The sequence below is a fragment of the Marinobacter sp. Arc7-DN-1 genome (assembly GCF_003441595.1).
GTDB classification, from domain to species: domain Bacteria; phylum Pseudomonadota; class Gammaproteobacteria; order Pseudomonadales; family Oleiphilaceae; genus Marinobacter; species Marinobacter metalliresistant.
In genome coordinates, this window is sequence record NZ_CP031848.1 from 1402559 (window position 1) to 1428948 (window position 26390).

Consider the following 26390-nt stretch of genomic DNA (forward strand, 5'->3'; position numbering starts at 1 on the left):
GTTCCTTGCTCCGATGCAGGGTTTCAGAGGCTAGAGAATTCCAATCAGCCTGGAATCGGCAGCTTACGCCAGATAACGCACGATCCCGGCCGCCGCGATGCCGGCAGCGATGGCTGGCAGCGGTTTACGCAATGCAAGCATGGTTATTGCGGTTACCAGCAAGGCTGCGAGAGCCCCCGCGTCACCGCTGACCGCCATGGGCACGATAATGGCGATCAGTACCGAGCTGGCCATGGTATTGATGAAACTCTCAATCCGCGGACTGATCTTTACAAAGGACATGATGAATACCCCGCCGAAGCGGGTCACCAGGGTAACGGCGGTCATGATCGCAATCAGAAACAGGATGCCAGCTGTGGTGGTTTCAATGATCATGGGCGCCCTCCTCCGTATCTGCCTCCGCATCGATGGCAGGCTTGCGCTCGAGCCAGAAGAACCCGATCGCGCCACCGGCCAGGGCGCCCACCACAACGTGGGAATTCGGCGGCAGCCATTTCCAGGCCGCCAGCGAGGCAAGCGCCGCAACGGTCCAGGCCACCAGCACCCTCGGTGATTTCTTGCCGCCCAGTGCCATGGCCAGCAGGAAGCTCCCCAGAACCATATCCAGCCCCAGGGCTTTCGGGTTCTGCAACAAGCCGCCAAAGTAAACACCCAGCCAGGTACCGACAATCCAGGCCAGCCAGAGCACCAGCCCGCCACCGAGAATCACCTCAAGGTTACGCCGGCCACTCTGATATTCCTGAGCCGAAACCGCCCAGTTGGCATCCGTCAGCAGCAACAACAGACCATACCGCTTGCCGGGTGACAGGTCCTTGAGCATCGGGTACAGCGAAGCCCCCATCAACAGATGACGGGAATTGATGGCAAATACCACGGCCACCAGAGGCAGGGCCGAAACCTCTCTGCCCCACATATCGATGGCGGCAAACTGGGCGGCACCGGCGAAAACGGTGGTACTCATCAGGATCGCCTCCAGCGGCTGAAGCCCCTTCTGGGTCGCGGCCAGGCCGAAGGCAGCGCCAAACGCCATCACAAACAGCGAGATGGGTAAGAGACGGAGGAATTCCGCACGCACTTTATGCGGCTGAATCTGATACGAATAGGTAGTGGCAGACATCTTAGGAAGCTATGCGGTAACTCGTTAAAAACGAATAGGTAAAAACCACCATGCGGCAAAAAATTTTTGCCCGAAGCTCAAACCGTTAGTTGAATAACTCATGAAAATTGCCAGCCATTCACCAATTTGAAATTGACGTTAACGTCAATCGTCGCTAATTTGTTCCTGTCCAGCCCCAAAAGGGCATTTCCCAATGGGAATCCGGACCGATGAAATCAAACTGCCGGCCATAAGCCGGACGACAAGAACAAGATACCCGCTCATGCCGAGATCCGGCCAGGTGGGAGAGGATTTCAAAATGCTCGATAGCACCCCCTCCATAAACGTATTCAGCCATCCTGAATTCGACAACCACGAACACCTGTCCTTTTTCTGCGACCCGGAAACCGGACTGAAAGCCATAGTGGCCATCCACAACACCTCCCGCGGCCCGGCCCTGGGCGGCTGCCGGATGTTCCCTTATGCTTCGGATGAAGCGGCCCTGCGCGACGTGCTGCGACTGTCACGAGGCATGACCTACAAGTCTGCCCTGGCGAACCTGGCTCTCGGAGGCGGCAAGTCCGTGATTATCGGTGACCCACGCAAACAGAAAACCGAAGCCCTGATGGAAGCCATGGGTCGCCACCTGGAAAGCCTCGGCGGCCAATACATCGCGGCGGAAGACTCCGGCACCAGCGTACCCGACCTCAAGGTGATGGGCCGGCACACCCGTCACGTCGCCGGAATCGCCTCGCGCACCGGGTTTGACGGCAACCCCAGCAACGGCGACCCGTCACCCGCGACAGCCTACGGCACCTTTATTGGCCTGAAAGCGGCGGTCAAACACAAACTGGGCCAGGATAGCCTGAACGGGCTGAAAGTGGCCATTCAGGGCATTGGCAATGTCGGTTTCCGGCTGGCGAAACACCTGAAGGAAGCCGGCGCCGAGCTGTGGGTGTATGACATCCACGAAGATAATATGCAGCGGGCCGTGGATCAGCTGGGCGCCAGGCCGGCAGCGGCCGAGGACATCCTGTTCCTGCCGGTGGACGTGATCGCCCCCTGCGCCATGGGCGCGGTACTGAACGATGGCAGCATTCCGCAGCTGCAGGCCAGCATCGTGGCCGGCGCCGCGAACAATCTGCTGGAACACCCGGAGCATGACACCATGCTGCGGGGCCGGGGCATTCTCTATGCACCGGACTTCGCCATCAACGCCGGTGGCATCATTGATGTGTTCTACGAGCGCACCGGTGCCACGCCGGAAACGGTTCGCGCCCATGTGGACACCATCGGCGACACCCTGGCCGAAATCTTTAACCGTTCTGACCGCTCGGGCCGCCCGACCGGTGAGATCGCCAACGAACTGGCGGAAGAACGGTTCAAAAAGCACACCGCCGGCGCCGGGCTGGCGCCTGAGCGGTTGGCCTGCACCGGGTAACCTGACGCCTGTGCATCCCCTGGAAGTTGCAGACCTCCGCAGCTTCCAGAGCTCCAATCCCTGACAAAAACAAGTACTCCAGGAGAAAGATATGTCTGCCAATTCATCAGGTTCCGCCACCTATTCGGGGACACTTGACGGTTCCAATGCGAAACGGGGCCTCTGGTCATCGCGCCTCGCCTTTATCCTCGCCGCCACCGGTTCCGCCGTTGGCCTCGGCAACATCTGGAAGTTCCCCTACATTACCGGAGAAAACGGCGGCGGCGCCTTTGTCCTGATATACCTGATCTGCATTGCCGTGGTCGGTATTCCGATCATGATGGCTGAGGTCATGATTGGCCGCCGGGGTGGCCACAGCCCCGTGAACAGCCTGCGCCTGATTGCCGAGCGCGACGGTCTGAAACCGGTCTGGCGGATGATCGGCGCCGTCGGCGTGCTGGCCGGCTTCCTGATTCTGTCGTTCTATTCGGTGATTGGCGGTTGGGCCGTATCCTACGTTGGAACCGCCGCCAGTGGCCAGCTTGCGGGCCAGTCCGCAGAGGCCATTGGCGCGATATTCTCCGGGCTGCTCAGCGATCCGGTAACCCTGCTGCTGTGGCACAGCGTGTTCCTGGCGCTGGTAATGGTGGTGGTCGCCCGCGGCGTCCGCTCCGGGCTTGAGCGAGCGGTAAGTATCCTGATGCCGGCGCTGTTTGTGCTGCTGCTGATCGTAGTCGGCTACGCCATGACCAGCGGCGGCTTTGGTCGTGCTGCGGCCTTCCTGTTCCAGCCGGATTTCTCGAAGCTGACCACCTCCGGTGTCCTGGTGGCCCTGGGCCACGCCTTCTTTACGCTGAGCCTTGGCATGGCGGTGATGATGGCTTACGGTTCCTACCTGCCCAAGAACATCTCCATCGCCAAAACGTCCATTACCGTGTCCATCATCGACACCGGCGTGGCACTGCTCGCAGGGATGGCCATTTTCCCGATCGTGTTCGCCAACGGCCTGGAACCCGGCGCCGGCCCCGGCCTGATCTTCCAGACCCTGCCGCTGGCCTTCGGCCAGATGCCCATGGGCTCGCTGTTTGGCACCCTGTTCTTTGTGCTGCTGATTTTCGCCGCCTGGACATCCGGGATTTCGCTGCTGGAACCCATCGTGGAATGGCTGGAAGAGCAGAAAGGCATGAACCGCACGGTGAGCACCCTGGGCGCCGGCCTGGTCTGCTGGGCGCTGGGTATTGCGTCGATCCTGTCCCTGAACCTGTGGGCTGACTTCGCCCCACTGGGCTTCGTGCCGATGTTGGAGGGCAAGACCATCTTCGACCTGCTGGACTTCTTTACCGCCAACATCCTGTTGCCGCTGGGTGGTCTTCTGGTGGCAATCTTCGCCGGCTGGGTGATGTCCCGCCAGGCACTGGAGAACGAATTGTCGCTGTCCGCGCCAATGTTCCGTTTGTGGTACGTGACGATACGCTTCATCACTCCGGTCGCCGTTAGCGCGGTGTTTCTCTACAACCTGGCCTGAAGCCGCCCCTGCAGAGCTGTGAAAAAGGGGTCAGATGAAAGCGTTCATCTGACCCCGCCTTCACTTCAGTTGATCCCGGATCAAAATCCGGGGTCAGATGAACGCTTTCATCTGACCCCGACTTAACGCCAGCTTCCGGTCACAGTTGCTTCAGTGCGGCTTCAAGCGTTTCGCCGATGCGGGCATTGAGCTTGAGGTCCACCAGTTCCTCCGCCCGGGTACGGCCGAGGTTAAGCGTTGCCATGGGCTTGCTCCATTCTCTCGCATAGCGGCAGAAACGAAACCCGGAATACACCATCAGCGACGAACCAATCACCAGCAGACCATCGCTGGCCCTGAGCACATCCAGTGCTGAATAAACCCTGTCTTTGGGCACATAATCCCCGAAAAACACCACATCCGGCTTCAGAATACCCTCGCACCTCGGGCAGTCCGCCGGCCGGAAATCCGAGAAATCCACCTCCAGATCGGCATCGCCATCGGGCGCGCGCTCCGCGGTATACCTGCGGAATCCGGGATTAAGATCCACACAACGGTCGTGCACCTCGTCCCGTGGGCAGCGGTAGCCGCAACTCATGCAGACCACTTCATCCGCCCGGCCATGAAGATCGGTCACCGCCCGGGTACCGGCTTTCTGGTGCAGCCGGTCAACATTCTGAGTCACCACCAGGCTGCTGTGGTTCAGCAGCTCGAGGTCGGAGATGTACCGGTGGGAGGGGTTGGGCACAGCGTTACGCATCACTGGCCAGCCAATCAGGCTACGGCCCCAGTAGCGCTGGCGGGAGTGAAAATCCTCCATGAACGCGTGGTGCTGAACCGGCTGCTTACGCTTCCAGGCACCGTCGCCATCGCGGTAATCCGGAATGCCGGAATCGGTGCTCACCCCGGCACCGGTGAGAATCAGCAGCCTTGGGTGGCGATGGATAAACTCCGCCAGCAACGCTCCCGCCTCTTCCGGCTCATGTAACACCGGCGGCTGATCCGGTTCGGGCAGACGCTGACTGGAGCTGAAAGGTCGGCTGCGGTGCGTGGTTACAGGCATACAAACTCCGGTTTCTCAGCCCGGCTTGCGGGCCACATACACGGTGTTGAACGATTCCCTGTTCTGAAACGGGTTAAAGAAGGATACGACGTGGCAGACGACATCGGTGAATACTTCATTCAACACGGCCATGAATTTTTCATCCTCGCCCTCGTTCGACCACATGGCGAACACGCCCCGGGGCCGGAGTTGCCGGGCCATCAGGCGAAGGTTGTTGGCGGTGTAGAAGCTGGCACTGGAGTCATGCAGCAAGGCCCGGGGCGAGTGGTCGATATCGAGGAGGATGGCATCGAATGGCTTGCCGGGGTTATCGGGATCAAAGCCGCCGGTTTCGGGGTCGGCGATAGCCAGGTCAAAAAAGCTGCCATGAACGTAGCGATTCCGTGGGTCGGCATTAAGGTCTTTGCCCAGGGGCACGAGCTCTTTCTGATGCCAGCCAATCACAGGCGCGAGGTATTCGACCACGAGCAGTTCGTCGACCCGCTGGTGTTTGAGAGCCGCCACGGCGGTGTAACCGAGGCCGAGTCCGCCGACAACCACACGGAGGTTTTCACCTTCGGTTTCGCCCAGTCCGATGTCGGAGAGGGCAACTTCGGCGTCCACGAACATGCTGGACATGAGGAATTCCTCGCCCAGCTTCACCTCGTAGATATCCCGGTCGCCAATCGCCGGAATCCGACGCCGGCGCAGGGTGATCTCACCGATCACCGAGGGTTGGCTGTCAATTTGCTCGAAAAGCAGTCCCATGTGTTCTGGCTCTTATGGTATCCGGTGGAAACGATAAATCTGAGTTTGCCGTCCCCAGCCTGAAAATCTGTGCAAGGAACGGTTACTCCCCATTCCGCCCAGGGGCGGACTCACCGAAACATGCTGCAAGAGTCTTTCGCATCTTCTCTGCGCCCAGTTGTTCCATCAACTCAATGTTTCTCTGCGGAATCCCATCCACATCCGGATAACTGTCAATCGCCGCTTCCAGGCTGGCTTCGCGCAACAGGTGCAGCATCGGGAACGGTGAACGGTTGGTGTAATTCTCCGCAGCACCCGACTCGGTGCCCTCAAACTGGTAATCCGGGTGGAAACTGGCGATCTGGTAAACACCTTCCATATCCAGATACGCCAACAAACCATCCGCAGCATCCAGAAATTCATTGTAGGAAGCAAAGTCCTGCAATACACCCGGGTGAATCAACAGGGTGGTTTCTATCTCCGGTTCGTCCTCCAGACGCTGAAGCTCCGAGTGAAGAGCGTGAAGAAGCTCATCTTCGGTCCCTGCATCCGACACCACAAACCGAACCCGGTTCCGGACCAGTTCCCGTTTGGCGAACGGGCACAGATTGTAGCCAACGACGACATCTTCGACCCATTTGCGGGTTGTGTTAACTATTTCAATCTCGCCCATGTTCTTTTCCTTAAAATGACCGAAGGCTACTCACAAGATTGAAGCGGGCGTGTGGGCCTGGCTTTCCAAAACTGTGCGGAGCCATGGATGGCGGAGCCCAAGCGTCACATGGACGTGCCGCAAGGAGCGTGTTTTGGAAAGCCAGGCCCACATGTCCGCCCGCACCCAGAGTCTAAGTCTTAGAGGTACCCCTGGCTACGAAGATAGTCGTCATAAGACCCACTAAAGTCAGTAACACCGTCGGCCTTAAGCTCAATGATGCGCGTAGCCAGCGAAGAAACAAACTCCCGATCATGGCTGACGAAAATCAGTGTCCCCGGATAGTTCTCCAGCGCCAGGTTCAGCGCCTCGATGGACTCCATATCCAGGTGGTTGGTGGGCTCATCCATCAGCATCACATTGGGCTTTTGCAGAATCAGCTTGCCGAACAGCATCCGCCCCTGCTCGCCGCCCGAGATCACACGGACAGATTTGGCGATGTCGTCGCCGGAGAACAACATGCGCCCCAGGGTACCCCGAACCAGTTGTTCGCCCCCGGTGGTCCACTGGGCCATCCAGTCAGTCAGGCTGTCATCATCGGCAAAATCTGCGGTATGGTCCTGGGCGAAGTAACCAACTTCAGCGCTGTCGGTCCACTTTACTTCGCCGCTGTCGGGCGCGTAAGCGCCGGACAGGCACTGCAACAGGGTGGTTTTGCCGATGCCGTTGGGGCCGATGATCGCTACCCGCTCACCGGCCTCAACCTGCAGGTTCAGGTTCCTGAACAATGGCTTTTCATCAAAGCCCTTGGTCATGTTCCTGAGGGTCACGGCCTGGCGGTGCAGTTTCTTGCCCTGCTCGAAACGGATAAACGGGCTCACCCGACTTGAGGGCTTTACCTCTTCCAGCTGGATCTTGTCGATCTGGCGGGCGCGGGAGGTGGCCTGTTTGGCCTTCGAGGCGTTGGCCGAGAAGCGGCTGACAAACTGCTGCAGCTCGGCGATCTGGGCCTTTTTCTTGGCGTTGTCTGACAACATGCGCTCGCGAGCCTGGGTAGCGGCGGTCATGTATTCGTCGTAGTTACCCGGGAACAGACGCAGTTCGCCATAATCCAGATCCGCCATGTGCGTGCACACGCTGTTCAGGAAGTGCCGGTCGTGGGAAATGATGATCATGGTGCTGTTGCGGGCCACCAGGATGCTTTCCAGCCAGCGGATGGTGTTGATGTCCAGGTGGTTGGTGGGCTCGTCCAGCAGCAGTACGTCCGGATCGGAGAACAGCGCTTGAGCCAGCAGTACCCGCAGCTTCCAGCCCGGCGCCAGGACGCTCATGGGGCCATTGTGCTGTTCCAGCGGGATGTCGAGGCCGAGCAGCAGCTCACCAGCGCGGGCGTCGGCGGTGTAGCCGTCCATTTCAGCGAACTGCACCTCCAGGTCCGCCACGGCCATGCCGTCTTGCTCGCTCATTTCCGGCAGGGAGTAGATGCGGTCCCGCTCTTTTTTAACGTTCCACAGTTCTTCATGGCCCATAATGACGGTGTCCAGCACCGAGCAGTCCTCATAGGCGAACTGGTCCTGGCGCAGTTTGCCGAGCCGGGTGTTGGGCTCCAGCATGACCTGGCCGGCAGAGGGCTCGAGGTCACCACCGAGTATCTTCATCAGCGTGGATTTGCCGCAGCCGTTGGCCCCGATCAAACCATAGCGGTTGCCGTTGCCGAATTTCGCAGAAACATTTTCAAACAGGGGCTTGGCCCCGAATTGCATGGTGATATTGGCGGTGGAAATCAAGAAACAAACCTGTCGATGTGGGGCCGGCCGGGCGCCGGCTAAAAGAAAGCCGGCATTGTACAGGTTTGCAGGCAGGACTGTGAGGCCGCAGAAACACGGATAAAAAGCACTTGCCTCCGGCGTGCGGTCCGGGCAGCATTCCCATTCTGACTAACCCATTCATCCGACAACAGGATATTGAACATGGCACAAGCAACCGCACGCCACATTCTGGTAGACAGCGAAGCAAAATGTGAAGAACTGAAAAAAGCCATCGAAGGCGGCCAGGATTTCGCCGAAGTGGCAAAGCAACACTCTTCATGCCCCTCCGGCCGAAACGGCGGTGACCTGGGCTCTTTCGGCCCGGGCCAGATGGTTCCCGAGTTCGACCAGGCCGTATTCAACAGTGAGCTGAACACCGTGATCGGCCCGGTCAAGACCCAGTTCGGCTATCACCTGCTGGAAGTGACCAGCCGCAACTGATCTGATTCTCAGGAGCCGAGCGTCCAGGGGTTGGACGTAATCGGCTCCGCGCCGGCATCCGTCACCAGAACTGTCTCACTGCACCCGATACCCCATTTCCCGGGCACGCGCAGGCAAATCGGGAGATGGAACACCATTCCGGGACTGAATTCCGTGTTACCACCGCGTGCGATAAAGCCCGAACCTTCCACCCAGGAGGGCGGAAACTGGGCACCAACGGTGTAGCCAAATACGCCGGAGAAAAACACGGTGCCGGCAAGGGGGGCCAGGGCTTTTTCCGCTGCATGGGCGGCAGAATCAAAGGTCACTCCCGGTTTCACTGCCGCCAGAAGGGCGTCCACAACGCGTCGACAACCGTCGAACACCTGTCGCATTTCCCGCGATGGCGTTCCGGCCACCACCGTTTGCATCATGGGTGCTGTGTAGCGCTGCCAGGAGGAACCGAACTCCAGAAACACCGGCTCGTCCTGCTCTATCCGGCAGCGTTTGTGGTTGGTGTGAATCACGCTGCTGCGCCGGCCTGCGGTTACGATGGGTTGCATGCTCATGAACTCACTGCCGGCTTCCAGGAGGGCCCGGGCACCAACTGCGGCAATGTCGTTATCCGTTAACCCTGGCCGGACTTCGGCAGCCGCCGCTTTTAACCCCTCTGCGGTGATACGCGCACTCTCGCGCAAGTACTGGATTTCACCCGCGGATTTGACAATGCGAATCTTCTTTACGAGGCCGCCACTATCAACAAACCGAACGCTGGAGAGCCTTGCTTTCAGGCCTTCAAGCACGCCCTGCCGGAGCGAACCGTGCCAGGCATCAATCCCGACAATATCCGCGGAACCATTGAGGGCATCAATCAATGGTGACAGCACTTCGCCAATGCCTTCCCACCGGTAGCCGGTAACGCTGGTAACCCGGGTGGTCACCATGGCCGGCCCCATTTCAATGGACGGCACCTGCAACAGCAGGGATGAGCCGGTGACCAACAGGGCAACGTGAACGGAGACCTCAAAAGTACTGTAACCGGTCAGATAAAAAATATCGGAAGGGTCTGTCAGCAGCAGCGCGTCCATGTCTTCAGCGGCCATCCGGTCCCTAACCCGGGCAAGCCGATGGTCAAATTCTTTCGCTCCGAAGGGGCATTCAGAGCCCCTTAGTTCTGCCGGAAGCGCTTTCTGATAGGCGTTAAAATCCATGGTCGCACCTCCTCGGTTACTCTTAACAAGGAGAGTGGACCCGAATTTGCATTTTCACAAATTTTAGAGAACTTTCAGCAGCATTTACTGGCTGTTTGCGGGCGCCGGTGAAAGAAACTGCGCCAGTTGTCTGCCAACGGATTCGATCGGGTCGGTAATCGCCTGCTGGATGCTGTTGGTAACAACCTTTGAGAACGCAGCACCGGCGGGACTTTCCAGGAACCCCAGATACAGGTTCATTTCCTGGGCTCCGATATTCTCGTAGGTATAGAGATAGCTGTCGTACACCTGCTGGCCGACGACACCTGTCAGCATACTGCGCTGGCTTTCAATGCGTTGCCGGAGCTGATCGTAATTGACCGAATCACTGCTGAACGCAGCCATGGCCGTTGCCAGCCCGAGTTGTACTGCGATGGTTGTATCCACCGCGCTTTCAGTAGCGCGGGAAGCGCGATCAAAGCGATCAAACATGTCCGCTTTGCGGGTGCCCTTGTATTTGCTGTTCAGTTCCGGAGCGCGGGCCTGGATCTGCTGCCAGGCAGTGGGCGCGGAAGCGGCAATCTCGGCGGCGGAAATCTTCCTTGCAACCGGTGTTTCATACCAGTCCTGCACCGCTTCAAGCTGTGCGTCCGTCAGTTGTTTTTGCAAATCGGTAATAATCTGCTGCTCAATATCAGCGGCCCTGAAACTGTTGCTCACCACATTACCGATCGTATCCGCCACCACTGGCGGCAACCGGCCGCTCCGTTTCAGACCTTCCCGAATGCCCTGGCTCATCATGGCAGGATATCTGGCGACAATATCGTCAACAGGTGATGCCGCCAGAACCTGGCGGGCATCCGGTGCCGCCTGGACCGCTCCGGCAAAGAGCAGGGCTGTGACTAAAAGAGGTTTAACTAGGGCAAATCGCTTCATTTACCTATCATCCCGGACGTATTGTTGATTCCCTTATGCCATGAGTGTGATGCATGCAGCAAGCAATCCCTCGGTCCCGGAGATGACGGTTTGGTAGGAATGCGGAAGAAACCTCGCCGGAACAGCAGACGCCGCCGGACGGCCATCGAGACCTGGAGAAGCCGGACCAGATGGTACGGACTGCCGGTGCTGGGTTTGCTGATGGCCACCTGGGCCACTTTGCGGTTCAGCCTGCTGGCACCGGATCCTCCGGCTAACCCGGAGAACCTGTGCGAAATCTTCCGGGAACATCCGGTCTGGTATGACTACGCCCGCGAATCCGAGCAACGGTGGGGCACACCGATCGCCACGCAAATGGCCTTTGTCTACTACGAATCGTCCTTCCGCAGCCATGCCCGCCCGCCGCGCTCGCTGCTCTGGGGCTTTATTCCCTGGACCAGACCGACAACCGCCTACGGCTATGCCCAGGCCCTGGACCCGGCCTGGCAGGAATACCTGCAGGCCAATGGTGAGGGCTGGTTTACCGTTCGCACCGATATGGAGTACGCGCTGGATTTTGTCGGCTGGTACAACCATCTGACCCACCGGCAGCTGGATATTCCGTTTTCAGCCCCGCGGCAACTGTATCTCGCTTACCACGAAGGCCGGGGTGGTTATGCCCGTAAGACTTTCGTGCAGAAACCGGCCGTGACGGCCCTCGCCTCCCGGGTGCAGACCCGGGCCTTTCGATATGACCATCAGCTCAAAACCTGTGAACAGGAGTTCCAGTGCTGGCGCTGGTACCAGTTCTGGCCTTTCTGTGGCTGAATCCCGTTAAGGCGCTGTTCTGATCTCCAACTGGGGTTCAAGCGCCTGCAGCCGCTCCACCAGATACTCCATGACAATCCGGACACGAGCCATCTGCTGAGTATCCTGGTTCACATGCAACCACAGATCCACACTCTCGCCTTCCAACGGGTCTGACAGGCGACGAAGCTCACGGGTACCTTCACCCAGATAGCACGGCAATACCGCCAGACCGGCGCCCGCCCTGGCAAGGGCATGCATGGACTGCAGGCTGTTGCAGCGAATGACAGATGCCACGTTCTTCAGATGCTTGCGATACCAACGACCCGTGGCCAGATGGCTGAAGGTTTCATCGGGAATAACCCACAGGCAGGCCTCCGGATGATTCTCAATGTCCATGTTGCGGTTTCGCCGACAATACCGCGCGGAGCCGTAAACCGCCGATTCGATGGCTGCAATCCGCTCTCCTTCGAGGGTTGCCTGCGGCTTGTTTTCCGGCCGGAGCGTCAGGTCCGCTTCCCGATGGCTGAGGTTGGCCACGTCGTTGTCCGTCAGAATTTCCAGCTCAATATCCGGAAACTCCCGCACCAGCTCCGCCAGTATCGGGCTGAGCAACTCATTCATCATGGCGTCTTCGGCTGCCAGGCGCACCTTGCCGACCGGCGCGGAGTCCTGCCCCACCAGTTTGCGTTCGAGATTTTCCATCTCCACTGCCAGCCGCTCGGCTTCCCGAAAAGCCGTTTCACCCACTGGTGTAAGCTGCAGTCCGTCTCTGCTTCGCTCAAAAAACTGCACACCCAGCGACTCCTCCATCTGGTCAAGTCGCCGTAAAACAGTGGTTTGGTGCACACCCAGTAATTCACCGGCCTTGGCAAGCGTTCCGCCTATTGCCAGAGCCCTGATATATCGAAGATAATCCCAGTCCATAGTTACTGCATATTTGCAACGTGAGTACGGATTTTAACGTATTTAAGCTGCAAATAAGAACCCTTAGAATACCGTGTAAATTAAAGGTAGATAACTAACTAGTCCACCCGATTAGATTAAAGGAGGAAGGCGCTATGACTCAGAACCATATCGCAACCGTTCACCCGCTGCCGTCCAGTATCCTCCACAACAGTGCTGAGGTCAGGCGCCAGTATACCCGTGCTGCGGCAAAGCAGGCGGTTCAGTTTTTCAGTCGCAAGATGCGGGGCTTCAACCGGAAAGCGGCACAGGTTGCTCCGGACATGACCCGGATGCAAGGTGGCCACTGAGCCAACGCTGAAATCCGGCATGAACGCGAGGACCGCGCAGGCTGGAAACAAAACACAGGGATTTGAAAACGCCGGCGGCACCCGAGGGGCCACCGGTGTTTTACGTCAGGGGATCAGAACTCCCAGACTACCTTTTTCTTCTGGCTGAACCAGCCGTCCATTTTTTGGTTGTAGAAGTCTTCGATCACATTCCGCTTGATCTTCATGGTCGGCGTCAACATGCCGTTCTCCATGGTCCAGGGCTCCCTGACCACCACTACGAACGCCACCTTCTCGTGGGATTCACACTCCGCGTTCACCGCATCCAGCTCAGCCGCCAGTTCCTGCTCCAGTTCACTGCGATCGGCACCGGTTTCCAGTTCACCCCGCGCCTCCTCCGAAAGCAGGATCATCAGGCACGGCTGCGGCTGGTTGGCACCGGCAACACAGACCACTTCAGCTTTGGGGTGGTTAAAACGGTTTTCAATGGGAACCGGAACAACGTACTTGCCCTTCGAGGTCTTGAAAAGGTCTTTCACCCGGCCGGTTATCCGGAGGCTGCCATCCCGGTCAATTTCTCCCAGGTCTCCGGTTTTCAGGAAACCATCCCCGGTGAGATCTTCTCTGGTTTTTTCATCATTCTTGTAATAACCCAGCATCTGGCCAGGGCTCTTTACCTGAACCTCGCCCCCCTCGCCAATGCGATGTTCCACACCCGGATTGGCCATACCGACAGAGCCAGCCCTCGCCTGACCCGGCCGGTTGGCGTGGGAGTAGCCGAAATTCTCGGACATCCCGTAGACCTCCAGCAACTCCAGCCCGAGATTCCGGTACCAGTTGACGATGTCGGCTGACAGGGGCGCGGCACCCGTGAGGGCCGCCCGACAATGATCCAGCCCCAGTTGCCTGAGTACTTTCTTTTTAACCAGGCCACTGACGATGGGAAGGCTGAATAGCAGCTTCTGTTTTTTGGGCGGCAATTTGGCGTTTACACCCAGATAGAACTTCATCCACAGGCGGGGAACGGAGAAGAACAGCGTCGGCCGCGCCCGCTGAAGATCTTCCTGGAAGGTATCCAGGGAATTGGCGAAGTACAGATGAAAGCCGTAATACAGGGACTGGGTTTCCACCGCCGCACGTTCTGCCACATGGGCCAGCGGCAAATAGGAAAGCATCCGTTCACCGGAAGAGACCGGGAACAGTTGCTGCAACCCGTCTGCCACCGAAATCATGGTACGGAAACTGTGCATCACCCCTTTGGGCCGGCCGGTACTGCCGGATGTGTAAACAATGGTCGCCAGGTTATCCGGGTCTGGCAGCTTCGGTTCCGCAGGCTCCTGGCCGGCGATGATCTCCAGCCACTTTGGCGTGTCGTCCCTTGGTGACATGGGCAGGGAAATAAGCGGCAAATCGTCCGGAATGTGGTTTTTGATGTCGTTCCAGCCGTCTGCCATACCATCGAGCTTACCGAGGAACAACAGTTTTGCCTCGCAGTGCTCAAGCACATAGGCCGCAGTATCACCATTGAGGGTGGGATACAGCGGCACCGACACGTGGCCGGCGGCCCAGATTGCCAGATCGGCCAGGATCCAGTGCGCGCTGTTCTTGCCCAGGATACCGATATTGCTCGGTTCGGACAGGCCCAGTCTGTTCAGGTAAGCTGCCATCCGGGACACCTGGTCAGCGGCCTGCTTCCAGGTGATGCCCTCAACACGGCCATCCGGGTATGGCTGGGTCAGGTAGACATGATCGGGGGTTTCCTCTGCCCAATAATACAGGCAATGGAGTGAGGTCTGCTTCCGGGGATCTACCGCCATAAACGGCTCCTTTGTTGTTATTGTACTGCCTGTTTCAGATTCTGAATTGCTGTTCATACTAGCGCCATTTCACCCGCACTCAATAGCATTTAATGCCCGGGCGATTGGCCAATTAATACTTCCGTGAGAACGGTCTCTCAAAAGCTTTCGTGACATTGGTCAAGTTTGATCTACAGTGAGGACTGTGGCGTATGCGTTCCATCACTTTAGGAGGTGACCATGAGAACATCGAATCGCTCTTTTCTGATTTTTCCCGCCTGGGGCGTTATCCTCACGGGTTCGGCAGCGTTCCTCTATTGCGCTTACGCAGGCTTGCTGGGGACCTGACCCTCAAGCTCCAGTCCTGGACTGGCCTGATCCGACACCAGACAGGACACTAACGTCGAAACCTGGTTTCAAGGACCACCGCCGAGTTGGTCCGCTCCACCCCTTCCAGGTTACCAATATCGTCCAATACGGCACTCAGTTCCTCCAGGGACTGGGCCTGGACGATGGCAATCAGATCGTACTCACCGCTTACCGAAAACAGTTGTGACACCTGGCTGATACCCTCCAGCGCCGTGTTTGTCCGGCCAGTCAGTTTCTGGAACACCTTGATCGACACATGAGCCTCAACCTGACTGGCCGAGAATTCCCCGCCCAGCTGAACCGAATAGCCCCGAATGACGCCGCTGGCCTCAAGGCGGGAAATGCGATTCTGCACGGTTGAACGGGACACATGCATGGCTTTGGCGAGCTCCGTGATACTGGCCCGGGCATTCTGGCGTAACAGCATCAGCAGCTTCCGGTCCTGCAGGTTGATCATTTTGTCAATTCCATTTTTCATTTTGACTTAATTGTAGACCATTTCGACCTTTCTGAAACTGCAATTTGTCATTGCCTGCTCTCATACTGTGCCAAAACAATGCTCAGGACGCTGGCCATGATTATCCGACCTATAACCCCCTGGGATCTCGATGCGCTCTATCGCATTGCCGTTGAATCCGGCCCAGGCTTTACCTCGCTGTTGCCAGACCGGGATGCCCTTGCGCGAAAGATTGACCATTCCGTATCGAGCTTCGCCAGGCCCGTCACCGCACCGGGTGATGAGCACTACCTGTTTGTCCTGGAGGACAACGCGACCGGAGAGATCCTCGGCACGACCGGTATTGAAGCCGCAGCTGGCCTGAACCGGCCACTCGTCCACTTTCGTCGCAATGCGGTTATCCAGCACGCCAACGTCCGCCGGATGCGGCACACTGAGGAAAGCCTGACCCGTTGCCAGCACTACACCGGCTGCACCGAAATCTGTTCACTCTACCTGCGACCAGGGTTTCGTCGGGCCAATGCCGGCAAACTTCTTTCCCGGGTGCGTTTCCTGTTCATGGCACTTCACCCTGAGCGGTTCTCGGACACCGTCATCGCGGAAATGCGGGGTGTTTCAGACCAGGCCGGGCGGTCTCCATTCTGGGACTGGCTGAAACACCATGTTGCCGACCTGGACTTTGCTTCAGCCACACAACTGGCCTGCACCGGGCACACCGGCTTTATTGAGGAATTCATACCCGCCATGCCGTTCTATACTCAACAGATGAGCCATGCAGCCCGGGCGGTTATCGGCCAGGTTCACGAAGACACCCGCCCGGCCCGGCACATGCTGGAACGGGAGGGCTTCCGGCATCAGGGTTTTGTCGATCTCCTTGACGGCGGCCCGACACTGGAGTGCCCGAAGGCGGAGATCGCCAGTGTGCGCAACACGCACATGGGCAAGGTTCAGCTTCACGCGGGGACAAAGTTCCCAGAGAATGATGAGAGTGCGGGCTATCCATCCGCCATCGTTGCCAACGCCAGCTGTTCCGATTTCAGGGCAACCGTGACCGACCAGGCGTATCCGGAACCCGGAGCCGGCCGTGTTGTGGTGGCAGCCCGACTGGCAGAGCATCTGGCTCTGGGCGATGGCAGCCCGGCCTGCTGTCTTCCTCTGGCCGCAACCCGCCAACAGTCACAGCCTGGTCAGCAGACCCGCCATACACACGCCACCGAGGAGATTCACTATGCATACTGATCCGGACACACTGTTCGCCCGGCTCTGGGAGTCCTATCGTCAGGTGACCCCTTCCGCCGAGCGCATCCACAAGATCCTGGGTGCCGAAGAAGGACAGGCCATCGTCAATGACCACATTGCACTGCGCACCTTCAACCTCGATCCGGTGCGGCTCGGGGCCCTGGCTGAACACTTTCTGAGCCTTGGTTACCAGCAAGGCGGCGAATACCGTTTTGAGGCCAAGAAACTGTACGCCCGGCATTATGAGCACCCCTCCAGGGAACTCCCCAAGGTGTTCATATCGGAGCTGCTCGTTGATCAGTGCTCACCGGCATTACAGGCCGTGGTGAAAAACCTGGTGGCTCAGGTGCAACCGGACGCTGTTAAGGCCGATAATTTCCTGTATTCCGGTCGCCACTGGACGATTGATTACGACACGTATCGGGACCTCCTCCAGGAAAGCGAGTATGCCGCCTGGATGGCTGCCTGGGGCTATCGTGCCAACCATTTCACGGTCAGCATCAACCATCTGGAACAGTTCCGGACGGTGCCGGACATTAACCAGTTGCTAAAAGATCATGGTTACACGGTGAATGCGTCCGGCGGGGAGGTGAAGGGATCGCCGGAAGATCTGCTGGAACAGTCCTCAACCATGGCAGACAGGGTACCTCTTACCTTTTCCGATCAGGCCGTGACAATCCCGAGCTGCTTTTACGAGTTTGCACTGCGGTATCCGAAACCGGACGGCGAGCTCTATTCGGGATTCGTGGCGGCCTCGGCAGACAAGATTTTCGAGAGCACCAACGCCGCGGGCTGAGGAACTTCTCGCCCGCTCACTCCATCCAAAACCATCTCGTCAAGACCACCCCTGCTCACCGAGCAGGGGGACAAAACGGACAGCTCCGAAGTCCTCGGTTCTGAATTCGCTCTCCGAAACCCGGGTTATCCGCAGTAACGACTGCACGGAATGCTCGGAGCCAACCGGAATCACCAGGCAGCCGCCAACAGCCAGTTGATGCTTTAACGCCTCGGGCACCGCAGGCGCACCGGCGGCCACGATGATGCCATCGAAGGGCTGGTGTTCTGGCCAGCCCAGGGTGCCATCACCGCAGCGGACCACCACGTTATCAAACCCTTCCGACGCCAGGGTTCTGGTTGCCCGTTCCGCCAACTCCGGCACTCTTTCCACGCTGAAAACCTCACTGGCGATACAGGCAAGAACGGCAGCGGCGTAACCCGACCCGGTTCCGATATCCAACACTTTTTCGCCCCCCTGAAGCTCCAGAGCTTCCGTCATTAACGCCACGATGTACGGCTGCGAAATCGTTTGCCCGGCGCCAATGGGCAGCGGCCCGTCATCGTAGGCACAGTCCTGCATGCTCTTTGGTACGAATTTCTCCCGTGCCACCCGGCCCATGGCCTCAAGAACCAGTGGCGACCCGACTCCCCGGGCGACGAGCTGATACTCCACCATAGACGCTCTCCGGGACTGGAATTCACTGCCCTGTGTCATTGTCTGCCTACCCCTCTGGTTAACGCCTGCGACCGCCGACGTCCGCTGAATCACCGAAGCTTCGGCAACCACTTACCGGCGGTTACAAAGCAGTAACTTTTTTACAACGGCGGTCACCGCATTATCTGACTACTTTTTACTCACCGACAGTCACAGAAACAACCGCCGAACGCAAAAACAATAAAACGAACAACGGGCTGAGAACCAGGGACCCCGTTGTTGAGGAGGAAAAATGTCAACATCCGTTAACCACCTCGACGAGCGGACGCGGGATTCCGCCGAGCTGCTTGAAGAAATCATGCCCTCTGCCATTACCCTGGCCATGATGCTTCGACACCGGAAAATGGCGGCGTGGCTGCGTACCGAATTTGATGGCTATCAGGACCTGGAGGCCGCCCCGCCCTATCGGCGGCAATTGCATGGACATATCGTTGCCAAGTCTCCCCAGTATGGCTGGATTCCCGCACCGATGGAGGATCAGCAAAAGAAAGAGTTCGGTTACACGGACCTGCTTGAGGGCGTGAAAGCCCTTGAGAAAGTGTGTGTCAATTGCAAGAAGGGCAGTGGCAATCGCGTACTGCTGGCCAAAGAAGACATGGCAGTCCTCCAGAAACAGATCAATCTTACTGCCGAACTGGCCATCAATCTCAGCCGGGACGTCTACTGCCGCCTGCTGAGGACTATCCGGGGAGCGATCTACCTCTGGACCCAGGAGCTCATGGCCGAGGGTATAGCCGGTGAACACAACCACTACAGCCCCGATGAGCGTGCGAAAGTGGCGCAACTGGATGACCCCGAGAAGTTCTGGCGCCGGGCCCTGGAAGAAGTGGACAACCTGCCGATACCAGACGTTCGTGAGGCCGGATTCTTTGAACGGGTATTCGGGCGCGCAGGCTAAAGGACGCTGACAATCCCGACGCTGCTCACCAGGAGCAGCACAGCTCCGAGCATACGGAAGAAAACCGGCGTCTCGGCCCGGAGAATGCGGTCGTGGGCATAGAGACCGATCACGTGGCCCACGGCTGCGCAGGGCAACAGCCAGAGATGGTGGATAAGCTGGAGATCCACGCCGGCCCAGACGAATGCTGTCATTTTGATCAGTACCAGAATGAACCAGAGTGCAAACAGCGTGTCACGGAGCTTCTCCTTCGGCAGGTGCTGTGCGGCGACCGCGATAATCAGCGGCGCCCCGATCAGGGACGTGCCACTGATGTAGCCCCCCACCATCAGAAACACCGTATCGACGGTTTTACTACCGCTGCGGAACGGCCGGTTGATGATATAGGACACCGAATAGAGCGCGACGGTCACGAAGATGATGGCACTGAGAATATCGGAAGGCATGGTGATCAGGCCGAACACGCCAATCAGCTTGGGCACGATCATGATCCCGAGGATCCGCCACAGGTACTGCCAGTCAACGGTTCCGGCAGCTGTGTCACGGGGCTGCCCGGCTCTGGTGCGATTATTCATCCAGATGGTCAGGGATGAAAATACCAGCAGATGAACCGCGATAATTGGGAGAAACACCAACGGCTCATCAAGAACCAGCAGAAGAAACGGTAAAGACAGGACGGCACCACCAAATCCCAGCCCGGACCGGACAAAGCCGCTCCAGACAAAAATAAGGGCAATCAGCAGATATTGATAGTTTGCGAGGTCTGACATGGAATCCCTGTTGAAAAATGGACCGGCCTTTTTCCGAAACTGATCTAAGCTCTGGTAGTTGCGAAGAAAAACAATAGCAAGCGGAGGATGTTAGTTAATGGCCCTGTCCTGGAAACAGAAGTTTATGCTGTTGATTGTTGCCACACTGATCGGGCTGGCGATTGCCACCATGGCGTCCCTGAGCGGGCTCGGCAAGGTGTCGGATGCCTATGAAGCACGCGGACAGGCCAGGTCCTATGAATCCGCTTCCCTTACCCTGCTGAACAGCTGGCTCGCGCTCGAAAGGCTGAGCGAGAGTCTTGCTCCGGAACAGGTTGATAGCTACCAGGAGCAACTTGAGTCCCTGTCCGAACAGGCATCAGCGCTCAGCGAATCCGCCGGCGCCCTGTCGGATGACGCTATCAATATCGCTGCTCAAAAAATCCGCCAGCAGGTTGCGGAGTATACCCGACTTCGGACCGAATGGCTGGCCCTGAACCGGCAACTGGGCCTGACCGCCGCCGACGGGCTAAGGGCGAAAATGTCCCGGGCCATCGACGATGGCCTGCGGAAGATCAGCATCTCGATCTTCAACGACGACATCAATACCATTTCGTCCACCTATCGGGATTATCTCTCCACTTTCGACGCCTCCTACGCCCAGGCGACCCGCGAGGCGCTTGAGCGAATGCAGGCTACTGTCCGGGACATGGAGTGGCAGGAAATAGACATCGGTAAGGCCGTACAGGCATTCGATGACGCATTTACCCGGGCCGGGGAGCTTATCGCCTCACTGTCCACTATCGAAAACCAGCTGGCAGACGCCGGTGCCAGCATTCGCAGTCTGATCACCGAGCAGAACAATCTGCTCCGGCGCGGGCTTATCGTCGCCACCAGCGAGCGCGCCGAGGAAGCCCGGACTTCCTCTACCTGGCTGATCATTATGACCGCAGCCGCCGTGCTGGTCATTCTGGTGCTTACACTGACAGCCGCCTCCAGAACTCTGGTAAAACGACTCAATGACGCCGTGCACCTGCTCACCCATGTCGCCGGGGGCGATCTCAGCCAGCGGCTCGAACCGGGCAAAAATCCGAATGATGAGTTCAGCCGGCTGGGCCAGGCCGCCAACAAGATGCTGGACGATGTGTCCCGCGTAATAGGCCAGGTAGTTGAAGGCAACCAGACACTCTCCAGTCTTCAGGTTGAGCTGGACGCGCTGGTCGATCAGATGGGGCGCAATGGTGAGCAGGTTGAAGATGAAACCGAGCAGACCGCCACCGCAGTTCAGGAAATTTCCCACACTGCGGTGGACATCGCCCAGTACACCCAGTCGGTCAACGAAGCCGTCCAGAACGCCAACGACGCTGCCCATTCCGGCGCCGGGGTTGTCAGGCGCAGCGCAAAAATCATGAGCGAACTGGCCGAGCGGATCCAGAAAACCCACGATCAGGTCGGCCAACTGAGCAAGACCGGTGAGAAGGTCAACTCAATCGTCGGCGTGATCAACGGCCTGGCGGAACAGACAAACCTGCTTGCCCTCAATGCGGCCATCGAAGCAGCGAGGGCCGGGGAAGCCGGGCGCGGCTTCTCCGTGGTCGCCGATGAAGTCCGGTCTCTGGCGGAAAAGACGGTTTCCGCCACCAATGGCATTGCCGAGATCGTGGACTCACTGAACCGGGAAACCTCGGCCATTACCACCCTCATGAAGGAAGGGCTGGATTCCGCTGGCAACGGCGAAGAAAGCTCCAGAGAAGCGGCTCATTCGATCGAGCAGATCACCGGCTCCATCCGCCAGCTGGCCGGGGATATGAATCAGGTAGTTTCTTCGGTTGAGGGAATTTCAACCACAACGGAAGAGATTGCACAGAAGGTCGAGCAGATTCATGGCCACACCCGGGAAACCTCGGACATTCGCCAGAAACTCAATGCCCACATTGCGCGACTGTCTACGCAGGTAACGTCACTGACCCAGGCATCGCAGGGGTTCCGGCTGTAACAGGCCAACGGAGGATAGCTCTGGTTGCACAGCCTGGTTATGCAGCATGCAACGGCTTAATCCGACTAACCTCCTCCTTGACCGATTGAGCCGCCGTCCACAAATCAACAGCGCGCTGTGCATTCAGCCAAAACTCTGGAGAGTTGCCAAACAAACGTGCCAGCCGAAGTGCCATTTCAGGGCTGACAGCACGGCGTTCACGCAACAGTTCATTAACTGACTGACGAGAGACACCCAGAGACTCAGCCAGCCCTGTAACCGTCAGATCATAGTCCGGCAAAAAATCCTCTCTCAGCATTTCACCAGGATGGGTCGGCTTGCGCTGCATGCCGGTAGTGTTAGAAATAGGAATAGCCATAGTCATCACCTCACTCAGTGGTAGTCACTCACTTCGACCTCGTACGCATCGCCATCGTCAAAACGAAAACAGATACGCCACTGATCATTTATTGCAATCGAGTGCTGCCCATGCCTCTTTCCGCAAGGTGGGTGAAGGCGATTGCCGGGCGGCACTTTCAAGTCCTCCAGCTGTTCAGCCAGATTGACGTATTCAAGTTTTCTGGCAGCTCTCGGAGCGATATCCGCAGGAAACCTTTTTGACTTACCTTTGGAGTACAGCTCTTGAGTTCGTTTGTCAGCGAAGGATTTGATCATGCATTAAAGCGTATTGCGTCACGTGACGCGTGTCAACAAGGTGAGATACGCCTGCGTAACGCCCGGCTCACGCGCCGGTTTGGAGCGGCAAAGCGGCGGAAAATCGGTCGCCGTGCAGCCGCCGCTGGTTATGTTTCGCCTTCATCAAGCTCAGACATCCGCAACAGTTGGCTCCTGCGCCGCACAGTTAGAATATCAATCTGGTCTTTGGCACTGTAAGCCTCTTCGAGCACCTCCAAACGCTCTTGCATACTCTCGTACTCGTGGACATCCAACAGCACTGCGACGTAAGCAATGGATTGGACTCCTCCTCACCTCACCGGCATCTACGTGCCAAAATGGTGAGTGATCAGTCATCACTAAAGTAACGCACCTATTTATCAACCCATTCGTACAGCGGCTTTCCTTTGTCGACTATATGCACTGTGAAGATTTTTAACGGCATGTCGCCAACCACTTTGAATCCAGCATGAGGTACGCCACGCTCGTTTATGATGGGCGCGCCGGTAGGAATCTTAATTGGATCTTTACCGGGTAGCTGGATCATTCCACCCTGAACGAAATAACCTGATTCGACTCCGTGATGGAAATGGCGCCCGACAACCTCGCCGGGTTTGTATTCACTAATTGACGATATCACCTCCATCCCGGGCGAACCAGAAAGGTCAATCCGCTTAAGCTCCTTTCTATTTTCCGAATCTTCGGCCAGGGCAGGCCCTACAAGAAGGGCGCCGAGAAAAATCGCAGTAATACTGAGTAGCCTGATTGTTTTCATCGCAGCTTCCTCCACTATTAATTCTCAATTAGTTCTCATTCCAAATCGGCAAGGCCATTATGTAGAGCCATGTCCCGAGCGGCAACGGAATGGAGGCGAAGCCGCAATGTAGAATGTAGTAGACGTCGCCGTGACTGGCCTTGTCAGGGCCATTACGATATAGTTGTACGGGCTTTCCGTACAGAATGGTGGAGTTATGGATATCATCAGTGTAAACAAATTCAGAGACAACCTGAAAAGCCTTGTAGAACAGGTTATTAGTAGGCACGAACCCCTCAAGGTGACGCGTCGCGCCGGAGAGGCTTTCGTGATTATGAGTGCTGAGGACTGGGAAAGAGAACAAGAAACCCTGCATGTTCTTCAAAACCGAGACCTGATGCAACAAATCGCGGCCTCCCTCGATACTCACGGCCGCGGCCAAGGATACACACCTAATGATGAGCAGATGAATGAGATCACTGGTATTTGAGGGCAGCACCTGGGAAGCCTATGAAAAGATGCGAGAGAAAGACAAAAAGCTGCACGAAGCACTCTGCAAACTGCTGAAAGAAATGCTCCGCTCTGACGACCCGTCAACGGGCATCGGAAAACCTGAACCGCTTAAGCACAACTTATCAGGCTTGTGGTCAAGGCGCATCTCACAGAAAGACAGGCTCATATACCGATTCGACGACAAATCCATTTATGTTTTCGCCATTGGAGGGCACTACGACCAGCTCTAACCGCCCGCCATCACCGGTGACAAATCCGCGGCGAAGCGGAGGTTTTGGCATCCGGTGAATGGGTTATGTGGTGACTAACTTCCAAACTATCGGGACGAGTACCTACCACCCATTCAGCTTGATCCCATTATCCCGAAGGTGCTCACCTTCTTTCTCTAAGTATTCATCTACCCATTGAGAATAGCTCGACTTCTCGTTGTTGTAAGGCCTGGCCTCGTACCGTCCTACCTCAATCGCATTCTCGCTCCGGTTCATAATCCACACTACGACGGTTCCGCCCGGTGCCAGACCAAAAACCAAGGCATCCCGAGGGTATTCCACTATCTCTCCAAAGCTTTCAAAAGGTGCAACTTCCTTCATCTTTTTGTAACTATTCAGTCGGTTTCATTTAAAACGTTCTGATCATTATCTGGTCGCGCCGTCATGAAGGCCGGCATACGCCCCTCGAACAGGGACATCAGCGCATCGGAGGCCGTCAGCTGCTGCTTGCGCGCCGTGGACAGATAGCTGCGCACTCGGCAGAAGATCTCCGCGCCTTCGATTGAACGGAAGCCGCCGGATACTTTCTGCTGCACCTTGAGCATACGGATATCCCGCTCACCCTGGTTGTTGGTGAAGGGTACCGCCGGATCCTCCACCGGTTGCAGCGTCTTGCCGATACGGCCCGGCTGTCCGCCCGGCTTGCGCTCGCTTTTGGGCCGGCTCTTCTTGAGTCGGTTGGGATCCTGGGAGGGGGGCTTGCTGCTGTTGGCACTGTTGGTGTTGATCCGACCGGTCAGAATCTGGATCAGCACCATCAGCAGCTCGATTGACGCCCGCCAAGACGGCGTCAACATCGATGTTGCTGATCTTCATGAACCTGAGTACCGTCGAGTGATGGGCTATTATCGCACGACTTTTTCAGGCTGGATTTTTCCTCCTGAGGGCCGTTTTGAACGATCTTTTCGTTGCCGGCACGCTCGGGGATGTATGGCAGCTCAAGACCGCAATGAAGGAAGAACAGGGGGGTTGAGCGCGATGTTACGGCAATGGGGCGAGTGTGGGTGAAGTTCTGCAAAACCGGGCAAAAACCCTGTCAAGAACTTTTTTCTGAGAATGAGCTGAATAGTTACTGCTTTGCTTTGCTTTGCTTTCCCATACAGCGTGAGCTATACCCTTCTATGAGACTGCCTGGGGTTGTCTCAGGTTGGTCGTGCCCCAGTCAGGAGGGCATCCCATGAAAACCGCAATCCACTGGACGTTTGCTGCCTTGGCAACGTTCATCCCTATCGGCACGGCGACGGCGGAAATCCTGGCCGTCATGAATTACGAAAGTAAACCGGCAGACCAGCTCAAAAGCCTAAAATTATCGGGTGACACAACTCGGCGCGAGGGTCTGGCGATCATCGATGTCGATCCAGAGAGCCCCAATTTCGGTAAGATCGTCTCGGATATCCCGATAGACCCCGCGACGGTCGCGCATCACATCTTCTACGACCGAACGATGAGCAAGGCCTACATCACCGGCCTGCAACAGCCTGCGCTTCAGGTTCTTGATCTCACGACGAACCCCTACCGTCTCTCCACGGTCGAAACGCCACCGTGCAACGTGGCCGAGGACGTCATCCTCGACGAAGCGAACGAGCGCTGGTATCTGACCTGCATGGGCTCCGCCAAGGTGATCGTCGGCGATGTAGCGAGCGACGAAGTGTTAGGCGAGATTGAGTTGCCGGGCACCTACCCGCATGGTCTCGCCATCAACAGTGCTATCGACCGCATCCTGGTCACCTCTACCATCACGGCGGACCTGACCAGCCCGGACGAGTTTATCTCGGTGGTGCGAGCCTCCGACCTCAAGCCGCTCGGCAAGATCAAGATGTCGGATGCCGAGTCGCCCTCCAAGGTCGCGCCCGTCGAGGTGTTCTTCGTGCCTGGTGCCGAGCCGGCGACGGCGATCGTGACCAACATGTTCGGGCATACGCTCGAGGCGCTGGTCTGGGATGAGGGCGCGCAGGACTTCATTCGCGAGACGATCTTCAACTTCGCAGAGCATGGCGCCGCTGTGCCGCTGGAAATCTACTTCAACGACGACACGAACCCCGATCGCATGTACGTTACGACGGCGATGAAGCCGGGTCACCTGCATATCTTCGACATCTCGGAAGGCCCAACGAAGCCGAAGCTGCTGAAGCAGGTCGTCACGGCCGACGGCGCACACCATGTTGGGTTCACGCCTGACTTCAGGTACGGATTCGTCCAGAACTCGTTCATCAACCTGCCGGACATGAGGGACGGCTCGGTCTCGGTGGTGGATCTCGAGAGCGGCGAGGTGGTCGCCTCGATGGACACCCTCAAGAATGCCGGGTTCAACCCGAACTCGCTCACGCTCCTGCCGGAGTGGAACCACCTAGCCGGACACTAGGCAGGT

General features: G+C 57.5%; 30 protein-coding genes and 2 pseudogenes. 12 read left to right on the plus strand and 20 right to left on the minus strand.

The genetic code is table 11. From position 1 onward, the window contains the following. Positions 1 to 63: 63 nt before the first annotated feature. Together D0851_RS06505 and D0851_RS06510 are read right to left on the minus strand one after the other, a co-directional pair. Positions 64 to 375 carry an AzlD family protein gene (locus D0851_RS06505; RefSeq protein WP_117617904.1) on the minus strand — a complete coding sequence of 104 codons (312 nt, stop codon included), beginning with the start codon at positions 373 to 375 and terminating at the stop codon, positions 64 to 66. Beyond that, the gene (locus D0851_RS06510; protein WP_117617905.1) at positions 365 to 1117 is read right to left on the minus strand and encodes an AzlC family ABC transporter permease; all 753 of its coding nucleotides are present in this window, start codon (positions 1115 to 1117) and stop codon (positions 365 to 367) included. Before D0851_RS06510 ends, D0851_RS06505 begins: the two co-directional genes overlap by 11 nt. 298 nt (positions 1118 to 1415) lie before the next feature. Between D0851_RS06510 and D0851_RS06515 the strand changes: the two genes are divergently transcribed. Further along, entirely contained in the window at positions 1416 to 2537 is a 1122-nt protein-coding gene (locus D0851_RS06515) for a Glu/Leu/Phe/Val family dehydrogenase (protein WP_117620311.1), read from the plus strand. Between the two features lie 91 nt (positions 2538 to 2628). Beyond that, positions 2629 to 4041, plus strand: a complete 1413-nt coding sequence (locus D0851_RS06520; RefSeq protein WP_117617906.1) for a sodium-dependent transporter — start codon at positions 2629 to 2631, stop codon at positions 4039 to 4041. Positions 4042 to 4180: 139 nt separating this feature from the next. Here D0851_RS06520 and D0851_RS06525 read toward each other — a convergent pair whose 3' ends face one another. The 4 genes from D0851_RS06525 to D0851_RS06540 form a co-directional block, all read right to left on the minus strand. After that, positions 4181 to 5083, minus strand: coding sequence for an NAD-dependent protein deacetylase (locus tag D0851_RS06525; protein ID WP_117617907.1), 903 nt, complete (start codon positions 5081 to 5083; stop codon positions 4181 to 4183). Positions 5084 to 5098: 15 nt separating this feature from the next. Further along, complete coding sequence (locus D0851_RS06530) at positions 5099 to 5830, minus strand: spermidine synthase (RefSeq protein WP_117617908.1); 732 nt, start codon at positions 5828 to 5830, stop codon at positions 5099 to 5101. Between the two features lie 82 nt (positions 5831 to 5912). Then, entirely contained in the window at positions 5913 to 6482 is a 570-nt protein-coding gene (locus D0851_RS06535; RefSeq protein WP_117617909.1) for a DUF1415 domain-containing protein, read from the minus strand. 179 nt (positions 6483 to 6661) lie between these two features. Next, positions 6662 to 8248 (minus strand): ABC-F family ATPase, encoded by a 1587-nt coding sequence (locus D0851_RS06540; RefSeq protein WP_117617910.1) that lies wholly within the window; start codon positions 8246 to 8248, stop codon positions 6662 to 6664. A gap of 183 nt (positions 8249 to 8431) precedes the next feature. Here D0851_RS06540 and D0851_RS06545 point away from each other — a divergent pair, with 183 nt between their 5' ends. Beyond that, the gene (locus D0851_RS06545) at positions 8432 to 8710 is read left to right on the plus strand and encodes a peptidylprolyl isomerase (RefSeq protein ID WP_117617911.1); all 279 of its coding nucleotides are present in this window, start codon (positions 8432 to 8434) and stop codon (positions 8708 to 8710) included. 8 nt (positions 8711 to 8718) lie between these two features. On the opposite strand, the gene D0851_RS06550 is transcribed toward D0851_RS06545, so the two are convergent. Together D0851_RS06550 and D0851_RS06555 are read right to left on the minus strand one after the other, a co-directional pair. After that, positions 8719 to 9900 carry a M24 family metallopeptidase gene (locus D0851_RS06550; protein WP_117617912.1) on the minus strand — a complete coding sequence of 394 codons (1182 nt, stop codon included), beginning with the start codon at positions 9898 to 9900 and terminating at the stop codon, positions 8719 to 8721. Positions 9901 to 9984: 84 nt separating this feature from the next. Then, complete coding sequence (locus tag D0851_RS06555; RefSeq protein ID WP_117617913.1) at positions 9985 to 10815, minus strand: DUF2059 domain-containing protein; 831 nt, start codon at positions 10813 to 10815, stop codon at positions 9985 to 9987. 99 nt (positions 10816 to 10914) lie between these two features. Between D0851_RS06555 and D0851_RS06560 the strand changes: the two genes are divergently transcribed. Beyond that, positions 10915 to 11622: a lysozyme-like domain containing protein gene (locus D0851_RS06560; protein ID WP_117617914.1), complete on the plus strand. Its 708-nt coding sequence runs from the start codon at positions 10915 to 10917 to the stop codon at positions 11620 to 11622. A gap of 6 nt (positions 11623 to 11628) precedes the next feature. On the opposite strand, the gene D0851_RS06565 is transcribed toward D0851_RS06560, so the two are convergent. Next, the gene (locus D0851_RS06565) at positions 11629 to 12528 is read right to left on the minus strand and encodes a LysR family transcriptional regulator (protein ID WP_117617915.1); all 900 of its coding nucleotides are present in this window, start codon (positions 12526 to 12528) and stop codon (positions 11629 to 11631) included. A 134-nt stretch (positions 12529 to 12662) separates the two neighbouring features. Here D0851_RS06565 and D0851_RS06570 point away from each other — a divergent pair, with 134 nt between their 5' ends. Beyond that, a complete protein-coding gene (locus tag D0851_RS06570; RefSeq protein WP_117617916.1) occupies positions 12663 to 12857 on the plus strand; it encodes a hypothetical protein in 195 nt (64 codons plus the stop codon). Positions 12858 to 12970: 113 nt separating this feature from the next. On the opposite strand, the gene D0851_RS06575 is transcribed toward D0851_RS06570, so the two are convergent. After that, positions 12971 to 14653 carry an AMP-binding protein gene (locus D0851_RS06575; RefSeq protein WP_117617917.1) on the minus strand — a complete coding sequence of 561 codons (1683 nt, stop codon included), beginning with the start codon at positions 14651 to 14653 and terminating at the stop codon, positions 12971 to 12973. Positions 14654 to 15029: 376 nt separating this feature from the next. Then, entirely contained in the window at positions 15030 to 15458 is a 429-nt protein-coding gene (locus D0851_RS06580) for an Lrp/AsnC family transcriptional regulator (RefSeq protein ID WP_117617918.1), read from the minus strand. A 117-nt stretch (positions 15459 to 15575) separates the two neighbouring features. On the opposite strand from D0851_RS06580, the gene D0851_RS06585 reads away from it, so the two are divergent. Further along, positions 15576 to 16697, plus strand: a complete 1122-nt coding sequence (locus tag D0851_RS06585; RefSeq protein WP_117617919.1) for an arginine N-succinyltransferase — start codon at positions 15576 to 15578, stop codon at positions 16695 to 16697. Further along, positions 16687 to 17493: a DUF1338 domain-containing protein gene (locus D0851_RS06590; RefSeq protein ID WP_117617920.1), complete on the plus strand. Its 807-nt coding sequence runs from the start codon at positions 16687 to 16689 to the stop codon at positions 17491 to 17493. Before D0851_RS06585 ends, D0851_RS06590 begins: the two co-directional genes overlap by 11 nt. A 39-nt stretch (positions 17494 to 17532) precedes the next feature. Here the strand turns inward: D0851_RS06590 and D0851_RS06595 are convergent, their stop codons facing one another. Next, on the minus strand, positions 17533 to 18189 hold the full coding sequence (locus D0851_RS06595) for a protein-L-isoaspartate(D-aspartate) O-methyltransferase (RefSeq protein ID WP_117617921.1): 657 nt from the start codon (positions 18187 to 18189) through the stop codon (positions 17533 to 17535). Between the two features lie 232 nt (positions 18190 to 18421). On the opposite strand from D0851_RS06595, the gene D0851_RS06600 reads away from it, so the two are divergent. After that, positions 18422 to 19087 (plus strand): hypothetical protein, encoded by a 666-nt coding sequence (locus tag D0851_RS06600; protein WP_117617922.1) that lies wholly within the window; start codon positions 18422 to 18424, stop codon positions 19085 to 19087. Here D0851_RS06600 and D0851_RS06605 read toward each other — a convergent pair. Then, the gene (locus D0851_RS06605) at positions 19084 to 19857 is read right to left on the minus strand and encodes a TSUP family transporter (protein ID WP_117617923.1); all 774 of its coding nucleotides are present in this window, start codon (positions 19855 to 19857) and stop codon (positions 19084 to 19086) included. The genes D0851_RS06600 and D0851_RS06605 overlap by 4 nt on opposite strands. A 97-nt stretch (positions 19858 to 19954) precedes the next feature. Between D0851_RS06605 and D0851_RS06610 the strand changes: the two genes are divergently transcribed. Beyond that, positions 19955 to 21832 carry a methyl-accepting chemotaxis protein gene (locus D0851_RS06610; RefSeq protein WP_117617924.1) on the plus strand — a complete coding sequence of 626 codons (1878 nt, stop codon included), beginning with the start codon at positions 19955 to 19957 and terminating at the stop codon, positions 21830 to 21832. A gap of 37 nt (positions 21833 to 21869) precedes the next feature. On the opposite strand, the gene D0851_RS06615 is transcribed toward D0851_RS06610, so the two are convergent. From D0851_RS06615 to D0851_RS06630, 4 genes are all read right to left on the minus strand, one after another. Next, on the minus strand, positions 21870 to 22190 hold the full coding sequence (locus D0851_RS06615) for a HigA family addiction module antitoxin (protein ID WP_227539468.1): 321 nt from the start codon (positions 22188 to 22190) through the stop codon (positions 21870 to 21872). A 14-nt stretch (positions 22191 to 22204) separates the two neighbouring features. Further along, a complete protein-coding gene (locus tag D0851_RS06620; protein ID WP_117617925.1) occupies positions 22205 to 22486 on the minus strand; it encodes a type II toxin-antitoxin system RelE/ParE family toxin in 282 nt (93 codons plus the stop codon). 128 nt (positions 22487 to 22614) lie between these two features. Next, positions 22615 to 22737, minus strand: a complete 123-nt coding sequence (locus D0851_RS20790; protein WP_264756469.1) for a hypothetical protein — start codon at positions 22735 to 22737, stop codon at positions 22615 to 22617. A gap of 122 nt (positions 22738 to 22859) precedes the next feature. After that, entirely contained in the window at positions 22860 to 23261 is a 402-nt protein-coding gene (locus D0851_RS06630; RefSeq protein ID WP_205422276.1) for a hypothetical protein, read from the minus strand. A 196-nt stretch (positions 23262 to 23457) separates the two neighbouring features. On the opposite strand from D0851_RS06630, the gene D0851_RS06635 reads away from it, so the two are divergent. Continuing rightward, on the plus strand, positions 23458 to 23730 hold the full coding sequence (locus tag D0851_RS06635; protein ID WP_117617926.1) for a type II toxin-antitoxin system Phd/YefM family antitoxin: 273 nt from the start codon (positions 23458 to 23460) through the stop codon (positions 23728 to 23730). Further along, positions 23711 to 23983, plus strand: a complete 273-nt coding sequence (locus D0851_RS06640; protein ID WP_117617927.1) for a Txe/YoeB family addiction module toxin — start codon at positions 23711 to 23713, stop codon at positions 23981 to 23983. The genes D0851_RS06635 and D0851_RS06640 overlap by 20 nt, the downstream gene beginning before the upstream one ends. Before the next feature lie 102 nt (positions 23984 to 24085). Here D0851_RS06640 and D0851_RS21030 read toward each other — a convergent pair whose 3' ends face one another. From D0851_RS21030 to D0851_RS21040, 3 genes and pseudogenes are all read right to left on the minus strand, one after another. Further along, positions 24086 to 24343 carry a DUF2931 family protein gene (locus D0851_RS21030; RefSeq protein WP_117617928.1) on the minus strand — a complete coding sequence of 86 codons (258 nt, stop codon included), beginning with the start codon at positions 24341 to 24343 and terminating at the stop codon, positions 24086 to 24088. A gap of 14 nt (positions 24344 to 24357) precedes the next feature. Then, a pseudogene (locus tag D0851_RS21035) lies at positions 24358 to 24612 on the minus strand (IS66 family transposase); the annotation flags it as partial. 33 nt (positions 24613 to 24645) lie between these two features. Continuing rightward, positions 24646 to 24819: pseudogene (locus tag D0851_RS21040) on the minus strand (DUF6444 domain-containing protein); the annotation flags it as partial. 380 nt (positions 24820 to 25199) lie between these two features. Between D0851_RS21040 and D0851_RS06655 the strand changes: the two are divergent. Further along, on the plus strand, positions 25200 to 26384 hold the full coding sequence (locus tag D0851_RS06655) for a YncE family protein (RefSeq protein WP_117617929.1): 1185 nt from the start codon (positions 25200 to 25202) through the stop codon (positions 26382 to 26384). The last annotated feature ends 6 nt before the right edge of the window (positions 26385 to 26390 follow it).

Coding starts and splice junctions, on each gene's coding strand:
- D0851_RS06505 (WP_117617904.1), bottom strand. CDS start 375: ATGATCATTGAAACCACCACAGCTGGCATCCTGTTTCTGATTGCGATC.
- D0851_RS06510 (WP_117617905.1), bottom strand. CDS start 1,117: ATGTCTGCCACTACCTATTCGTATCAGATTCAGCCGCATAAAGTGCGT.
- D0851_RS06515 (WP_117620311.1), top strand. CDS start 1,416: ATGCTCGATAGCACCCCCTCCATAAACGTATTCAGCCATCCTGAATTC.
- D0851_RS06520 (WP_117617906.1), top strand. CDS start 2,629: ATGTCTGCCAATTCATCAGGTTCCGCCACCTATTCGGGGACACTTGAC.
- D0851_RS06525 (WP_117617907.1), bottom strand. CDS start 5,083: ATGCCTGTAACCACGCACCGCAGCCGACCTTTCAGCTCCAGTCAGCGT.
- D0851_RS06530 (WP_117617908.1), bottom strand. CDS start 5,830: ATGGGACTGCTTTTCGAGCAAATTGACAGCCAACCCTCGGTGATCGGT.
- D0851_RS06535 (WP_117617909.1), bottom strand. CDS start 6,482: ATGGGCGAGATTGAAATAGTTAACACAACCCGCAAATGGGTCGAAGAT.
- D0851_RS06545 (WP_117617911.1), top strand. CDS start 8,432: ATGGCACAAGCAACCGCACGCCACATTCTGGTAGACAGCGAAGCAAAA.
- D0851_RS06550 (WP_117617912.1), bottom strand. CDS start 9,900: ATGGATTTTAACGCCTATCAGAAAGCGCTTCCGGCAGAACTAAGGGGC.
- D0851_RS06555 (WP_117617913.1), bottom strand. CDS start 10,815: ATGAAGCGATTTGCCCTAGTTAAACCTCTTTTAGTCACAGCCCTGCTC.
- D0851_RS06560 (WP_117617914.1), top strand. CDS start 10,915: ATGCGGAAGAAACCTCGCCGGAACAGCAGACGCCGCCGGACGGCCATC.
- D0851_RS06565 (WP_117617915.1), bottom strand. CDS start 12,528: ATGGACTGGGATTATCTTCGATATATCAGGGCTCTGGCAATAGGCGGA.
- D0851_RS06570 (WP_117617916.1), top strand. CDS start 12,663: ATGACTCAGAACCATATCGCAACCGTTCACCCGCTGCCGTCCAGTATC.
- D0851_RS06575 (WP_117617917.1), bottom strand. CDS start 14,653: ATGGCGGTAGATCCCCGGAAGCAGACCTCACTCCATTGCCTGTATTAT.
- D0851_RS06580 (WP_117617918.1), bottom strand. CDS start 15,458: ATGATCAACCTGCAGGACCGGAAGCTGCTGATGCTGTTACGCCAGAAT.
- D0851_RS06585 (WP_117617919.1), top strand. CDS start 15,576: ATGATTATCCGACCTATAACCCCCTGGGATCTCGATGCGCTCTATCGC.
- D0851_RS06590 (WP_117617920.1), top strand. CDS start 16,687: ATGCATACTGATCCGGACACACTGTTCGCCCGGCTCTGGGAGTCCTAT.
- D0851_RS06595 (WP_117617921.1), bottom strand. CDS start 18,189: ATGACACAGGGCAGTGAATTCCAGTCCCGGAGAGCGTCTATGGTGGAG.
- D0851_RS06600 (WP_117617922.1), top strand. CDS start 18,422: ATGTCAACATCCGTTAACCACCTCGACGAGCGGACGCGGGATTCCGCC.
- D0851_RS06605 (WP_117617923.1), bottom strand. CDS start 19,857: ATGTCAGACCTCGCAAACTATCAATATCTGCTGATTGCCCTTATTTTT.
- D0851_RS06610 (WP_117617924.1), top strand. CDS start 19,955: ATGGCCCTGTCCTGGAAACAGAAGTTTATGCTGTTGATTGTTGCCACA.
- D0851_RS06615 (WP_227539468.1), bottom strand. CDS start 22,190: ATGGCTATTCCTATTTCTAACACTACCGGCATGCAGCGCAAGCCGACC.
- D0851_RS06620 (WP_117617925.1), bottom strand. CDS start 22,486: ATGATCAAATCCTTCGCTGACAAACGAACTCAAGAGCTGTACTCCAAA.
- D0851_RS20790 (WP_264756469.1), bottom strand. CDS start 22,737: ATGCAAGAGCGTTTGGAGGTGCTCGAAGAGGCTTACAGTGCCAAAGAC.
- D0851_RS06630 (WP_205422276.1), bottom strand. CDS start 23,261: ATGAAAACAATCAGGCTACTCAGTATTACTGCGATTTTTCTCGGCGCC.
- D0851_RS06635 (WP_117617926.1), top strand. CDS start 23,458: ATGGATATCATCAGTGTAAACAAATTCAGAGACAACCTGAAAAGCCTT.
- D0851_RS06640 (WP_117617927.1), top strand. CDS start 23,711: ATGAGATCACTGGTATTTGAGGGCAGCACCTGGGAAGCCTATGAAAAG.
- D0851_RS21030 (WP_117617928.1), bottom strand. CDS start 24,343: ATGAAGGAAGTTGCACCTTTTGAAAGCTTTGGAGAGATAGTGGAATAC.
- D0851_RS06655 (WP_117617929.1), top strand. CDS start 25,200: ATGAAAACCGCAATCCACTGGACGTTTGCTGCCTTGGCAACGTTCATC.